Origin of the sequence: Labilithrix luteola, assembly GCF_001263205.1 — a bacterium.
In the GTDB taxonomy this organism is placed as follows: domain Bacteria; phylum Myxococcota_A; class Polyangia; order Polyangiales; family Polyangiaceae; genus Labilithrix; species Labilithrix luteola.
This window is the reverse complement of the sequence record NZ_CP012333.1, coordinates 7,345,993-7,359,604: the sequence shown is the minus strand read 5'-3', so window position 1 is coordinate 7,359,604 and position 13,612 is coordinate 7,345,993. Positions and strand designations below refer to the sequence as shown.

Annotated in this window: 13 protein-coding genes; 8 read left to right on the top strand and 5 right to left on the bottom strand. The window is 65.4% G+C overall.

What is annotated here, in order from left to right; translation table 11 throughout:
* Positions 1-20: 20 nt before the first annotated feature.
* From AKJ09_RS31935 to AKJ09_RS31910, 6 genes are all read left to right on the top strand, one after another.
* Positions 21-1,331, top strand: a complete 1,311-nt coding sequence (locus AKJ09_RS31935) for an RCC1 domain-containing protein (protein ID WP_146651642.1) — start codon at positions 21-23, stop codon at positions 1,329-1,331.
* Positions 1,332-1,363: 32 nt separating this feature from the next.
* Positions 1,364-3,190 (top strand): IgGFc-binding protein, encoded by a 1,827-nt coding sequence (locus tag AKJ09_RS31930; protein ID WP_146651641.1) that lies wholly within the window; start codon positions 1,364-1,366, stop codon positions 3,188-3,190.
* The gene (locus AKJ09_RS31925; protein WP_146651640.1) at positions 3,187-4,518 is read left to right on the top strand and encodes an RCC1 domain-containing protein; all 1,332 of its coding nucleotides are present in this window, start codon (positions 3,187-3,189) and stop codon (positions 4,516-4,518) included. Before AKJ09_RS31930 ends, AKJ09_RS31925 begins: the two co-directional genes overlap by 4 nt.
* Positions 4,519-4,623: 105 nt before the next feature.
* The gene (locus AKJ09_RS31920; RefSeq protein ID WP_146651639.1) at positions 4,624-6,015 is read left to right on the top strand and encodes an RCC1 domain-containing protein; all 1,392 of its coding nucleotides are present in this window, start codon (positions 4,624-4,626) and stop codon (positions 6,013-6,015) included.
* A 94-nt stretch (positions 6,016-6,109) separates the two neighbouring features.
* Positions 6,110-6,655 (top strand): hypothetical protein, encoded by a 546-nt coding sequence (locus AKJ09_RS31915; protein ID WP_146651638.1) that lies wholly within the window; start codon positions 6,110-6,112, stop codon positions 6,653-6,655.
* Between the two features lie 78 nt (positions 6,656-6,733).
* Positions 6,734-7,642, top strand: coding sequence for an SMI1/KNR4 family protein (locus AKJ09_RS31910; protein WP_169928034.1), 909 nt, complete (start codon positions 6,734-6,736; stop codon positions 7,640-7,642).
* An 83-nt stretch (positions 7,643-7,725) separates the two neighbouring features.
* Here AKJ09_RS31910 and AKJ09_RS31905 read toward each other — a convergent pair whose 3' ends face one another.
* From AKJ09_RS31905 to AKJ09_RS31885, 5 genes are all read right to left on the bottom strand, one after another.
* Complete coding sequence (locus AKJ09_RS31905; protein WP_146651636.1) at positions 7,726-8,157, bottom strand: GFA family protein; 432 nt, start codon at positions 8,155-8,157, stop codon at positions 7,726-7,728.
* Between the two features lie 27 nt (positions 8,158-8,184).
* Positions 8,185-8,649 (bottom strand): SRPBCC family protein, encoded by a 465-nt coding sequence (locus AKJ09_RS31900; RefSeq protein WP_146651635.1) that lies wholly within the window; start codon positions 8,647-8,649, stop codon positions 8,185-8,187.
* Positions 8,646-8,975, bottom strand: a complete 330-nt coding sequence (locus AKJ09_RS31895; protein ID WP_146651634.1) for an ArsR/SmtB family transcription factor — start codon at positions 8,973-8,975, stop codon at positions 8,646-8,648. Before AKJ09_RS31895 ends, AKJ09_RS31900 begins: the two co-directional genes overlap by 4 nt.
* A gap of 250 nt (positions 8,976-9,225) precedes the next feature.
* Entirely contained in the window at positions 9,226-11,010 is a 1,785-nt protein-coding gene (locus tag AKJ09_RS53440) for a peptide-N-glycosidase F-related protein (protein WP_169928032.1), read from the bottom strand.
* A gap of 269 nt (positions 11,011-11,279) precedes the next feature.
* Positions 11,280-11,741, bottom strand: a complete 462-nt coding sequence (locus AKJ09_RS31885; protein WP_146651633.1) for a carboxymuconolactone decarboxylase family protein — start codon at positions 11,739-11,741, stop codon at positions 11,280-11,282.
* A gap of 108 nt (positions 11,742-11,849) precedes the next feature.
* On the opposite strand from AKJ09_RS31885, the gene AKJ09_RS31880 reads away from it, so the two are divergent.
* Together AKJ09_RS31880 and AKJ09_RS31875 are read left to right on the top strand one after the other, a co-directional pair.
* Positions 11,850-12,704, top strand: a complete 855-nt coding sequence (locus AKJ09_RS31880) for a sigma-70 family RNA polymerase sigma factor (protein ID WP_146651632.1) — start codon at positions 11,850-11,852, stop codon at positions 12,702-12,704.
* A 108-nt stretch (positions 12,705-12,812) separates the two neighbouring features.
* Positions 12,813-13,562, top strand: a complete 750-nt coding sequence (locus tag AKJ09_RS31875) for a hypothetical protein (RefSeq protein WP_240488653.1) — start codon at positions 12,813-12,815, stop codon at positions 13,560-13,562.
* Positions 13,563-13,612: the final 50 nt, after the last annotated feature.

The following is a 13,612-nucleotide window of genomic DNA, read 5'->3' as shown; positions in this document are numbered from 1 at the left end:
CCTGGTGCATGCGGACGTTCATGCGGAGGGGCGCCCTCATCGCGCTCACCGCCGTGCAAAGCCTCGTGGCGTGCGGCTCGAACCTCCTCGGCTTCACGAACGAGGAAGATGCTGGTTCGACCGCGTCGCTCCCGCCCACTTTCGACGGCGCGGTGCTCACGGACGCCGTCGCGGACATCGATGTCTCCGCGCCATACGACGCTTCGGACCAAGCGGTTTCTTGCGCGACCACGCCGTGTGTCGTCGAGCTCGTCGGCGGCGCCCTGCACTTCTGCGCCCGCACGCGCGATTCGAAGGTCTGGTGCTGGGGCGCTGCGGCAGCTCTCCCTGCGGACGTCGCCGATGCCGGATCGCCCGACGCCTCGAGCGTGGTCGCGCCGCGCCTCGTTCCCGTCGATGGTGCCACGCAGCTCTCGGCCGCCGACTCCCTGACGTGCGCGCGCATCACGGACGGCTCTCTCCGTTGCTGGGGCACCGAGTCGACCGAGGTTGGCCTGCTCGGTCTCGCGCAAGCCGCCGATGCGGGTGGTATCCGCTCGATCCGTTTCGACGAGTTCGATGCCGGCGGAGCCGAATACGTGGTGGTCGGTCCCCGCGCCATCTACGCCCGCACGAGCAGCGAAGCAGTGATCTCGTGGGGGCTCCCCTACCTGACCGCCCACGCGCCACCCGACGACGGGCTCCCTCGTGTCGCGTCGTTGCTCGACCCGAGCGTGATCGAGATGGCATCCGCATACACGACGATTGCCCTCACCGCCGGGGGTAAGGCCTTGTCCTGGGGAGGCTCCGAGGTCACTCTCGGGCGCGAGTCACCCGTCATCCCGGATCCAGTCCCACACCAAATCCCGACGTTGCCGGCCGGCATCACGAGCGTGGCCATGAGCTGGGCGCTCGGATGTGCAGTCGCCGGAGGTGACGTCTACTGCTGGGGAACCAAGGCTCGACTACCTCTACGACAGCCGACGCAGGGTCCGGCGCGCGCTCAACGAGTCTACGCCAATCCGCTGGGAACGAAGACCGGCCACGATCGGGTGATCGTCCGCATGACGGACGGCACCCTCGAATGCCAGGGGACTGACTACTTCGGTGAATGCGGAATACCGTACGGCGCAGTCGTTCTCGACGAGAGCAACACGTTCGTCCCGAAATTCGCCCCCGCGAACCTCGTGACCGGCGATGTCGTGAGCGTTGCCATGGCGACAACGACGACGTGCGTGCTGCTTCGCGACGGCAGCGTCGAGTGCTTCGGCGGCAACAAGCATGGAGAACTCGGACACGGCACCGCCGACGATTCGCGGCATTCGAATCCAGAGAGGATTCGTTTCGAATGATCGTCCGCACGGAATACCGGTCTTCGACTGCCATGAAAAACACTCGACTCGGACTACTCGCCGGCATCGCAGGCTTGCTCGTCGTGGTGGCGAGCTGTAGTTCCTCGCGGTCGAACGTCATCGACGATGGTCTTTCGTTCGAGACCGACGGCGAGAGCTCGCCGGACGGCGGCTGCGAGAAGCGTCGCTGCTCTCCTGATCTGCGCAAGGTCCTCTCTGCGTGTGACGACTCCGTCGTGCGCGAATGCGGCCCAACCGAAGGCTGCGCAGACGGGACGTGCGTTCCTGCCTGCGAGAGCGCATCGCGGAGCCAGGGGTCGATCGGCTGCTCCTTCTGGACGACGCCCGCGCCCGCGGCCCTCCCGTCGGATGCCAAGCTGCCCGGCGGGCAGCGCGTCGGCGGCATCCGCATGAACACATCCTGCTTCGCGGCGTTCATCGCGAATACGTGGACCACCCCGGTGACGCTTCGTGCCGAGTACGGCGCCCACCCGCTCGACATTTCGAAGTCGACCTATCGATTCACGACTTCAGCAGCGGGGACGTTCCAGTTCGAGCGGCTCGACGGAGCCATCCCCGCCGGTGAAGTGGCGGTCGTTTTCCTCAATCAGGACGACCGCCCCGTGCTCTGGGGCGACGCAAGCAACCAGGAAGTGGTCAACGTGCATACGGATTGCCCCCTCGGGACGACCGCTGCGCGACGCGGTCGCCCGTCGGCGGAGGTGCTCAAGTCGGAGATCTACGACGCCTTCCACATCTCGACGGATTTGCCGGTTTCCGCCTACTCCATTTTTCCATACGGCGGGGCCGCGAGCTTCACGCCCTCGGCGACGTTGCTCCTCCCGACGAGCGCCTGGGGCACGAACTACCTCGTCGTCGAGCCCTTCGCGGACTGGGCGAGCCTGCCCTCGCTCCAGGTGGTCGCGCACGAAGACGACACCGAGGTCCGCATTCGACCTCGCGTCACCATCGAAGGCGCGCCGGGCGTCGGCCCCATTCTCCCCGAACAAATCGGAGTCTTCCGGCTCGGGAAGGGACAGGTCCTCGAGCTCGTTCAGAACAACAATCTCGGCGGCAGTGTGCTGGAGACCACACATCCGGTCGGAGTGTTCGGGGGCGCAGGCCTCATCAACGTTCCGAAGACTCGCGAGGCGGCAGATACGGCGCAACAGCAGATCTCGCCCATCTCGCAATGGGGCTCTTCCTATGCCGCGGTCGGTCATCGCGCGCGAGGGGACTCGGGAGATCCAGGCGATCCCACCTACTGGCAGATCGTGGGCGCGGAGGACGGCACCGTCCTCGAGTATGCCCCGTTTCGACCGGTCGGCGCGCCGGAGGCCGTCGATCGTGCGGGCATCGTCGCGTTCACTTCGGATCGTCCGTTTTCGGTCAAGAGCCAGAACCCCGACCATCCGTTTCATCTCTCGACGTACATGAGCGGCGGACGGGCGTTCGGCGGTGAAGGAGATCCCGACTTCGTCGACATGATTCCGGTCGATCAATTCCTCGATCACTACGTCTTCTTCGTCGACCACACGTATCCGAACAGCTCGGTCACGCTCGTCCGCAAGCGGGGCCAGGGCGGGTTCGAAGACGTGACGCTGGATTGCGCGGGAGTGCTCGATGGTTGGCTTCCGCTCGGGTCGAACGAAACCCTCGAGTACGTCCGCGTGGATTTGACGCGCGACTCACACCCTGCCTCGGTCAATGGGAAAGAGTGCGGATACGGCCGCCGCGAGGCCTCCAGTCGAGCCCCCTTCTCGCTCCACGTCTGGGGAACGAGCCGCTACGCGAGCTACGGATTCCCGGGCGGCGCAGGAACACGTCCCGTCTCGTCGACGAGGATCGAGGTCCGATGAATTCCTCCAGCACGTCCATCGAAGATGCGCCCGTCTATCGGGCGAAGTTGCGGCGTCACGAACGCGCCCTCGGACTCGCGGCCATACTCTCGACGGCAGCGGCATTCGGCGCGGCCTGCACCGCCGACGACGAGGCGAATCATCCGCCCTCGACGACCGCCCTCGACGACGCGTCGACCGATGCGGACGCGCGCGACGCGACCGACGCGACTCCGTCAGGCGTCTTCGATGCGGAAGCGCCCGACGCAGCGAGCCCGGATTCGGAGCCGGCGGATGCCGCCGTCGATCCCGTCGTGCAGGTCACCGGTGGTTACTTCTTCATGTGCGCACGCAGGGCATCGGGCACGGCGACGTGCTGGGGTGACAATCGGAAAGGTCAGCTCGGTGACAACACCAAGACCTCGCGCACGGTTCCCTATCCGGTCAGCGGGCTCGTCGACGCGGTCGAGATCCGCGCCGGGGTCGATTTCACCTGCGCGAGGCGAGCCTCCGGCGCCGTCGTCTGCTGGGGGACCAACGAGCGCGGGACCCTTGGTGACGGCACGCCGACGGGGCATTCGACGCCGGTCGCCGTGAGCGGGCTCGACGACGCGGTGCAGCTCTCGGTGATGGGCTCGTCGACCTGCGCGCGGCGCGCATCGGGACAGGTCGTATGCTGGGGAGACAACGAGACCGGCCTGCTCGGCGACGGCACCAAGACGGCTCGTTCGACCCCGACCGCCGTCGTCGGAGTGGACGACGCTGTCGACATCGCCGTGGGACCGACCACGACCTGCGCGGTCCGCGCGACGGGTTCGGTCGCCTGCTGGGGCAGCAATCTCTACGGCCAGCTCGGCGACGGAACGACCACCGACCGCGCGCTGCCCGGTGACGTTCTCGATCTGACCGATGCGGTCGACGTCTGGGTCGGCCTCTCGTGGGTTTGCGCGAAGCGGTCCTCGGGAGAGGTCGTGTGCTGGGGAATGTCGAGTTCGGGGCTGTTCGACAACGCGACGCCGACGAATTCCCCGCTCGTCTCCGCCCCACTCCTGACCGGCGTCGCCGAGATCAGCACGACGATCAACTTCAACGCGTGCGCGCGACGAAACTCCGGAGAGGTCATTTGCTGGGGCGACAACCGCCTCGGACAGCTCGGCGACGGCACCATCGCAGCGCGATCATCGCCGGTCATCGTCGTCGGATTGAAGGATGCCACCGACATCGCCGTCGGCAGCGCCACCGCTTGCGCGGTGCGCGGCTCAGGCTCGCTCGTGTGCTGGGGCAGCACCGTCGGCGACGGGACCGACAAGGTCCGGCCTTCGCCCACGTCCGTCAGAGGCCTGCCCTGATCGACGGCCGCTGCCGTCACGCATCGAGACACGAAGACGCTCACTCGTAACGACGCGCCACCGCCGGATCGTGCGTGACGCCTTTCACCAGTCGGGAGAACTTCCATGATCCGTAAGATTTCGAATGAGCGATCGCGACGATGGCTGGCAGTCATCATCGGTATTTCTACCAGTCTGCCGTTCGCGTGGGCCTGTAGCTCGTCGGACGAAGAGCCAAGTGGCGACCCCGCGATTCCCAATACGGCGGACTCTTCGACCTCCGACGGCGGGCGCGAACATCGTGATGCAGAGTCTCCGAAGGGTGATGCCGACGCAGCAGGCCACGACGCCGATGCCTCCGGCGACGCCAATGAGCAGGACGCCGGCGATGCCGGTGACGCTGGCGATGCGGGGGATGCGGGCAATCTGGACCCGTTGAGGATCGTTCAAATCGAAGCCGGATTGGGCGCGAGCACATGCGCCAGGCGCGCATCCGGGGCCGTCCTCTGCTGGGGAACCAACGGCTCCGGAGAGCTCGGCAACGGCACGACGACGGACAGCGCTACCCCCGTCGTCGTGAGCGGCCTCACGGACGCCGCCGAAGTCGGCGTCGGATTCGGCTACGCGTGCGCACGACGCACCACAGGGGCCGTCGTTTGCTGGGGAAAGAACGCCGCCGGCCAGCTCGGTGACGGCACCAAGACCAACCGCCTCACGCCGGTTTCGGTGAGTGGACTGACCGACGCCATTCAGCTCGACGTTGGCCCGGGTCACGCCTGTGCCGTGCGAGCTGCAGGAGACGTCGTCTGCTGGGGCTCAAACGAGAACGCCGCGTTCTTGGAAACCTACGGCGACGCGCTCACCCCCGTGGTCATCGCGGGTCTGGCCGACGTGGTGGAAGTCGCGCTCGGGGAGGTCCACAATTGCGCGAGAAAGGCATCCGGCACGGTGCTCTGCTGGGGTTCCAATGCCTACGGCCTGCTTGGAGACGGCTCGGGGAACGATCACTACACCCCGGTAGCCGTCAAAGATCTCGGCAACGCCGCGGAGCTCGCGCTCGGCGCCAGTTCCAGCTGTGCACGACAGACGACGGGCGTCGTCGTGTGCTGGGGGGACGACGGATGGGGACAACTGGGCCTCGGCTTCAACGTCGGCACACGCGCCACCCCCGATCTCGTCGCCGACCTCACGGATGCCGTCGAAATCTCGGCGGGCGCTGTGCATGTCTGCGCGCGGCACGCGACGGGCGCCGTCTCGTGCTGGGGCAGCAACAACGACCGGCAGCTCGGTAGCGGGTCGACAACCGAGCAGACGAACAGGCCGTTGCCGGTGACCGGCCTCACCGACGCCGTCGGAATCTCTGCGGGCGGCCGTCAGGCAATCGAACTGCAGCAGAGCCACACCTGCGCGCTGCGCGCGACCGGCGCGGTCGTTTGCTGGGGCAACAACGCGAGCGGCCAGTTGGGAGACGGCACCACGACCAACCGCCCGACGCCTACCACCGTCGTCGGCTTGTAAGGGCGACCCGCCACGCTGGCGTGCGCTTGACGCTTCGCAGCATGACCATGCGAAGGCGGTACCGAGGGCATGCCACTTGCTCTCGGGCGCCACCATGGCCCTCAAGGAACTGCTCGTCCCAAGCTTCGTCCTGGTCGCTTGTCTTGCGGGATGTTCGAGCTGGAAGCTCGATCGGCCTGCGGTGGCCCCCGTCCAGGCGCAAACCCAGGTCCCGCCGACCGCCGCAAAGATCTGCGTGGTGAGAACGGCCGTTCTCGGGAGCGCCGTGACGTTTCCGACACGCGACAACCGTTTGCTCGTCGGGGCGACGCTCGGCAATACCCACTTCTGTTATCTCGCCGAGCCGGGCGAGCACGAGATCACGATCGAGGCCGACGCCATCGAGACGGCGAAACTCACGGCCGAAGCGGGCAAGAGTTACTTTCTCAAGCAGGAGGTCGACAACATCTTCGGCTACGTGAAGTGCCGCGCAGTTTGGCTCGCCGAGAGCGAAGCGCGCGGCCTCTTCGAGTCGTCCTCGTACGAGGTACTGGTCGGTGTTCCTGGATCGGAACGCCTCCCCGACAATCCACCGTTCGCGCGGGCGAAGAGCCCACAGCCTGCCGCTTCGGTCACTCCGAGTCCCCAGAGCGGCACGTGACTGCGTCTTCGAATCGAGGCGGCCCGGCTGCGCCTCACGGGTTGACGGCGACCGTCGCCCGCGCGGACGATGCTCGTCATGGCAGCCAAGAAGCTCGACGGCGACGTCGACTGGAAGCCCGTCAAGAGCCTCAGCTATCGCAGCGCCCAGCAGCGAACCAAGCGCGACGCCATCGGCACGGCGTACTGGGCGGAGACGCCGAAGAAGCACTACCTCTACGTGAAGACGAAGGAGGACGGCTGGCTGTGTTTCGGCGGTCGAAGCGTGGAGGCCTGTCTCGACGAGTTCCGCAAGAAACCCGGCAAGGGTGGCCCCGCGAACGATCACCTCATTGCCAATGGCATCTCGATCTCGCCCAAAGACAAGCTTCAGACCATCCTGAAAACGGCGGTCTTGAATGCTGGAAAGACGGCGAAGAAGAAGACGAGCGTAAAACAGCCCACGCGCCTCACCCGCAAGCTGTCACCAAACGAGATGTGGAACGTCCTCGAGGCTCGTGGGGCCGACGTCGTCCGTCGACCGGTGACCATGCGAGACATCAAGGCCGCGGAGAAGGCGCTCGGTTGTCGATTTCCAGCTTCGTACGTTGAGCTCGTCACCCGCCACGGCGCGCCGGCCATCGGTCCAAAAGCCAAGCACGCCGAGAGCCTCTCCTTCGCGGTCCTCGTGCCGAGCGAGGTGGCGCGCTTCACGAGAGGCATGCGCGACGTGTCCGCCGACATGTTCGAGGAGCCGGACTCGTTTGCTCGCGTCAAAGCGATGCTCGCCAACGCGGTCCTCTTCCAACTGAGCCGCGAAACGAGTGACGGCTACGTCTTCCTCCTCGATACCGCGGACGCGAAAGGCGAAATGGCAGTCGCCTACTTCATGCACGACGATCTCGAGGAGCTGAAGTGGAAGCGCTCCAGCCCGCTGTTCTACCCATCGCTGTGCGCCTCGTCGCTCGACGTCGCACGAACGATCGAGAAACAGTGGATGCTCGACTGATCCACCATCGAACACCGAGGTTCGTTGAGCCGGTGACGTGAGCGCTCAGGCGACAATCAACTCGTCGAATCGAAGATTCGCATTCAACGAGGTGGCATCTTCTCGAACTTCGGGATCGACGGATCGAGGTGATCCCACGCGTGGCCGCGCACGTTGTACGTCACCAGTTGCGGCTTGTATCGGCTCGGCTCGTCGAGGCTCGCTGCGCGCACCGTGAAGAGATCCGGCATGGCCGCGAACGTCATGTAGACCGGCGATCCGCATGTGGGGCAGAAGGAGCGCGTCTTCATGTTGCCGGAGTCGGCGCGCATGTCCCAGTGCTTCGCCTCTCCGGTGACCTTCACGCCGGCGCGTGGGAAGGTCAGGTGGGAACCGTGCCCCGTGCCGCTCTCTCGTTGGCAGTCGAGGCACTGGCAGTCGTTCATGAAGGGTTCGCCCGAGATCTCGTAACGGATCGCGCCGCAGGCGCATCCGCCCGTATAGGCCTTTTGCGCTTCATTTCCTACTTCACCCATGACTTATCTCCTATTTCGAATTTGCGGTCAGTTCTGCTCGTCCGCGAGGGGACCAAGTCGCTTGACGACCGTCTTCCAGCCCTCGCCCATGGTCTTGAGAGCCGAATCGTTCTTCGGAACGACGAAGCCGGAGTGAACGAGGCGAACGCGCGTACCGTTTTCGGCTTTGGAAAGCGTCCACGTAACGACGGTATCCAGCTTGGCCCCGTATCCGACGTTCGCCTCGTGCCCGCCCTTCCACGCATACGCGAGGCGCTCGTTGTCGATCACCTGCAGCACTTGGCAGTGAATGACACCGTCCCATGAGCCGCCCGGTGTGGTTTGAAACGTGAAGCGCTTTCCTTCCACGGCCTCGAATCCCGTTGGCTTCATCAGCCAGCGGGCCATGAGCTCGCCGTTGGTCAGTACTCTCCAGATCGCTTCTGGCCTGTGCGGAAAGACCTCGTCGACGACGATGTCTTGCGTTGCGGACTGCTGTGCGGCGTCGTTCATGGATCGATCTCCTTCAAGAGAGAACGGAGGTTGCCGAACCGCTCGCGCCAGAAGACGCCGTAGTGGCTCATCCAGTCGAAGAGCGGCGCGAGCCCTTTTGGCTCACTGCGGTAGAAGACGTTGCGCCCCTGGGCGCGGTCGGTGATCAAACCGGCCTGCTTGAGGGAACGCAGGTGCTGCGAAATGGCCGACTGCGTGACGCCACTGCCTCGCGTCAGCTCGACGACACTGATCTCGTCGGACCCGACGATACGCTCGTAAACCGCACGCCTCGTGGGGTCGGCGAGCGTGCGCATGACGGCATCGAGGGCAGCGACATCGGCCATGACGAATCATTAGCCACGACTGATTGATCAGTCAACACTAATGGATTCGACCAGCACCGCTTGGTCCAGCTTCGCCTTGCGCACGCGTCGTGAACGACGGAACGTCACCTCGACGGCAAGTACGTCGTCGACGACAAACTCTTCGATGGGCCAGGCAAGCTCAGGCAACGCGACGTGGGCCGCGAGCTGCTCGAGGACGGCCAGCGGCGGCGCCGAAGAAGAGCGCCGCGCGCTGATGGCCAGACAGAAGCTACTTCGCGCCGTACGTCACCAGCCAGACCTGCGTCCGGAGGTGCGGGAAGTACGGGTCGGTCGGCTCCGGCGTGACGTAGGCCGGGGAGTAATTGGCATTCTTGAAGAGGACTTCGTAGCCAAGCGTGTTCTGACCGGATCGAAGGACCTCGCTCAGCTCCACGGTGTCGAACTTCACGTCTTGCCCAGGGCACCAACCGGCGCGCCCGAGCGGCCAGGTACCGTACTGGTTCGGAACGACGCCGTCGCCGACGAGCTTGTAGCAGCCCTCGCGCGTCCCCGCCGTTGGATGCTCGACGAGCGGAAGCTTCGCCCCGTTGAGGGTGAACTGGTGCTGGTGATTGCAGAACTCGGCGCAGTTCTCGTTCGTGCTGGCGAATCCGTGTCCGGTGATCGACGAGACGATCTCGGCGCGCGTGGCCTTCGGGTCGATCTCGAACGTCGCGGGCGCGATCGCAGCGTTGTAGTTCTCGTCCCAGCGCTTCTCGTCCGGCGCATCGCCCCACAACTTGCGAATCGCAACGGGCTTGTCGGTCTTCGCCGGATCCTTCCAAAGCTGGATGGTCAGATGGAGCCCGTAGCTGTTCGGCCCCTGGTAGACGAACGTTCGCTTTCCGCCCGAAGCGAGCAGCGGAAGCAGCGCCGAGATGTCGGTACGCCACTCGCCTTCGCGGTGATAGCTGGTGATGTAGCGAACGAATTCCGTATTGCAGGTATTCGGGTCGGCCTCGTCGCAGAGAATCAGATGATGGGCCATATCCCACGCGGGACAGCCATTCTCCGAGCCCTCGAGGTCATTCGGGCACGACGTGAAGGCGTGAATCGCCATCGAGTCGTAGCCCTTCATCTCCTCGGCCGACGGGAAGGTCACCTCGAGCCGGCTCTTGTTTCCATCGTCCCAGCCGCCCGGATGCACGAAGCCATCGGCGATGACCACCTCTTTCGGCGCGAGCGCAGCCCGCTCACGCTCGACACGGCGCTCGTACTCGAAGCCGAGCGGAACACGCGAGAGGAAGCGCATCTCGCCGGCCACCGTGCCCCCTCCTGCGAGACTCCCGAGCATGCCGACCTGACGCCACCGCTGGAAGCGGTCGATCGCGAAGGCGCGCGCCGTGTAGCGATGCGAGAGATGCGCATCGATGAACGCCTTCAGCGTGGGATCGAAGTCGGCGATGGGCGTCGGCACGAAGTGCAGCCGGCCGTCCCACGCGGTGGGGTCCGCGAGCTTGCCGAGCGCGGTCGTGAAGCGCGCCTTGAGCTCGGTGACGTCGCCCGACGGATCCGCACCGGCGGAGAAGAACACGTAGTGGACGTTCGACGGCGACTCGCTGAGGAGCCTCGCCACGTCGGACTTCCAGGCTTTCTCGAGTTCATCGGCCTTCGCTTCGTGGCCGAAGAAGACCCACGAGTCCTCACCGGTCCACGCCTTCGAGAAGGTCAGCGGACCGTCGAGCGTCTCGAGGGTGAAGTCACCCGCCGTATCGCGAATGTTCGTTCCGTAAGGCCCCGTCGACCACGCAACAGGCTCGAGACGCACCGGGCAGCCCTGGGCGTTGACCGGCTCGCCTGCGGGGGTCTCGGCGCACTGGTCGGCGTCATCGCAGACGCCGTCCATGTCGGCATCCTGAGCACATTGGACCTTGTCCGGCCCAGCCGCCGCGTTGGTGCTCGTCGAATCACTGCACGCCCATGTCAGAAGCGGTAGGACGGCGCTCGCTGCACCGAGTCGAATCCAACGAAGAAAGGTCGCACGGCCCGTTCTAGCTTCTTTGGAATGCAGCATTCGTAATACCGTTGGCGGATAAGGCTGAGCTCACCCGACGCTTCCATCCAAGGCAAACGTCGAATCTGCATTACTGGCATACGCATGTCGACCTCACAAGAAGCGCCGGCCCCGCCGCGGAGATTCGACGGCGGCGCTTGCTCGTGAATCGAGCGGCACACGCCCGCACCTCGCGTGGTCGCCGTTCGATCGCGCAGTGCGTCGCTGGGCACGCCGAGCACGCAAGGCCCGCGGTCGTGAAAGACCGCGAGCCTCCTAACGAGCGACGACTACTTCTCCCAGGGCTGCGCACCGGCAACCTGGCGAGTCGCGACGTTGATTCGGTTGAAGGTGTTGATGGTGGTGATGGCGATGACCAGCGACGCGAGTTCGCGCTCGTCGAAGTGACGCGCGGCTTCGTTCCAGACCGCGTCGGGCACACGATCCTCACTTTCGCTGAGGCGCGTGAGCGATTCCGTGAGGCCAAGAGCGGCGCGCTCGGAGTCGGTGAAGAAGGGCGCGTCGCGCCAAGCCGGTAGCGCGAACAAGCGCTCCTCGGTCTCGTCGCCCTTCATGTGACGGCGGTGGAGATCGAGGCACACAGCACATCCATTGATCTGGCTCGCGCGGAGATGGCAGAGCCCGATGGTCTTCTGAGGCACGGGGCTGTTACGGATGAGCGCGGCGAGGGCCTGGAGAGGCCCCATGGCCTCCGGAATGAGCATGGCGGGGTTCTTGATTCGCGCTTGCATGAGCATGATCTCCATGAAAATTGGCAAGACTCGCCCGAGCCCGTCACAGCGGGCGGATTCGGCTCGTCATGGTTATGACGGACCGCGATCGAAGGATGTGACTGCGCCATGAACGAAATCGACTTCGAGGAATATCGAGCCCACCTCCGCGGTGTGGCGTATCGCATGCTCGGTTCACTGACCGAGGCCGACGACGCCGTGCAGGAGGCATGGCTGCGGCTGAACCGCAGCGACGTACGCGACGTCTCGAACCTCGGGGGATGGCTCACCACGGTCGTCGCGCGCGTGTGCCTCGACATGCTGCGCTCGCGCGAGTCCCGCGCCGAGGAGCCGGTGCCCGCGGCGATGGCGCAACAGCCCGCGCCGAGCGATCCCGAGAGCGAGGCGCAGCTCGCCGATTCGGTGGGCATCGCCCTCCTCCTCGTCCTCGACACACTCGAGCCCGTCGAGCGCCTGGCCTTCGTGCTCCACGACGTCTTCGCCGTACCCTTCGACGAAATCGCATCCATCGTTGGACGCTCGCCCGATGCCGCACGACAGCTCGCGAGCCGCGCGCGACGTCGCATTCAGGGCGTCCCCACGCAGGCCATTCCCGATTCTGGCCTCGTGAATCAACGAAAGGTCGTGAGCACGTTCCTCGCCGCGCTTCGCAAGGGAGACATGCAAAGCCTCCTCGCCGTGCTCGATCCCGATGTCGTCGTCCGATTCGAGCAAGCCGACGGAAGTCGCCAAGAGCTGCGTGGAGCAATGAACTGGGCAAAGGGCGCCACCGCCTTCTCGTATGGTTTCCGCTTCGCGGACGCGGCGCTCGTCGATGGGTCACCAGGGCTCGTCATGGCGCTCCACGGCAAACTCTTTCGCGCGGTGCGTTTCACCTTCGGAGGCGATGGGAGAATCGTGGGCGCCGACGTCATCGCTCATCGCGCGCGCCTCGATGCGCTCGATCTCGGCGTGCTCGCCTGAGGCAGCGTGAGCAACAGTGCTCCCGTCATCTACAGCGGAAATCCGGATACACGACGTCGATTCGTGACGAACGCCGCAACGCCGCGTTCTATGCTAACGGCGGGAGGCGTGGCGAGCTGCCACGACGAGAACATGACGTTCGAGTACAGCCCCGCGTGGCCGCATGGTGAAATTCAGGAAGTACTGCCCGACGTCTTCTTCGTCATGGGCACGAACAAGACCCACCACGCGGGCGTCGACCTCCAGACCAGTCGTACGATGGTCGTGTTGCGGCAGCCCGAAGGGCTCACGCTCGTGAACACCGTGCGACTCGACGACGACGGGCTAGGAACGCTCGAATCGCTCGGCCGCGTGACGGACATCCTCCGCCTCGGCGCATTCCACGGGCGCGACGACGCGTTCTATCGCGATCGTTACGGCGCAAAGCTGTGGGCCCTGCCCGGCTCCATGCACGCCGACGGGCGCGAGGCCGACCGTTCGCTCGCCGCTAGCGGTGAACTACCCGTCCGGAATGCGGACCTGTTCGTCTTCGAGTCCGCCAAGTTCCCCGAGGCGGCCCTTCTACTTCGGCGTGACGGCGGCATCCTGATCACGTGCGACGCCGTCCAGAACTGGGCCACGGTCGACCGCTTCTTCAGCGCCGAGACTGGAGCGATGTTCACGGCGCAAGGTTGGATCAAGCCGGTCAACGTTCCCTCGACGTGGCTCGGCGCGTGCGAGCCCAACGTGTCCGACTTCCGCCGCCTGCTTGCCCTCCAGTTCCGACATCTCATCACCGCCCACGGCGCCCCCGTGCTCGAACATGCCCACACGCGGCTGACCGCGCGCGTCGCCGAGGTGTTCGAAAATCGCGGCTGATCGCCCAGGAAGTACGGCTGGGTAATGGCGACGTCGGTTTCATCGACGGC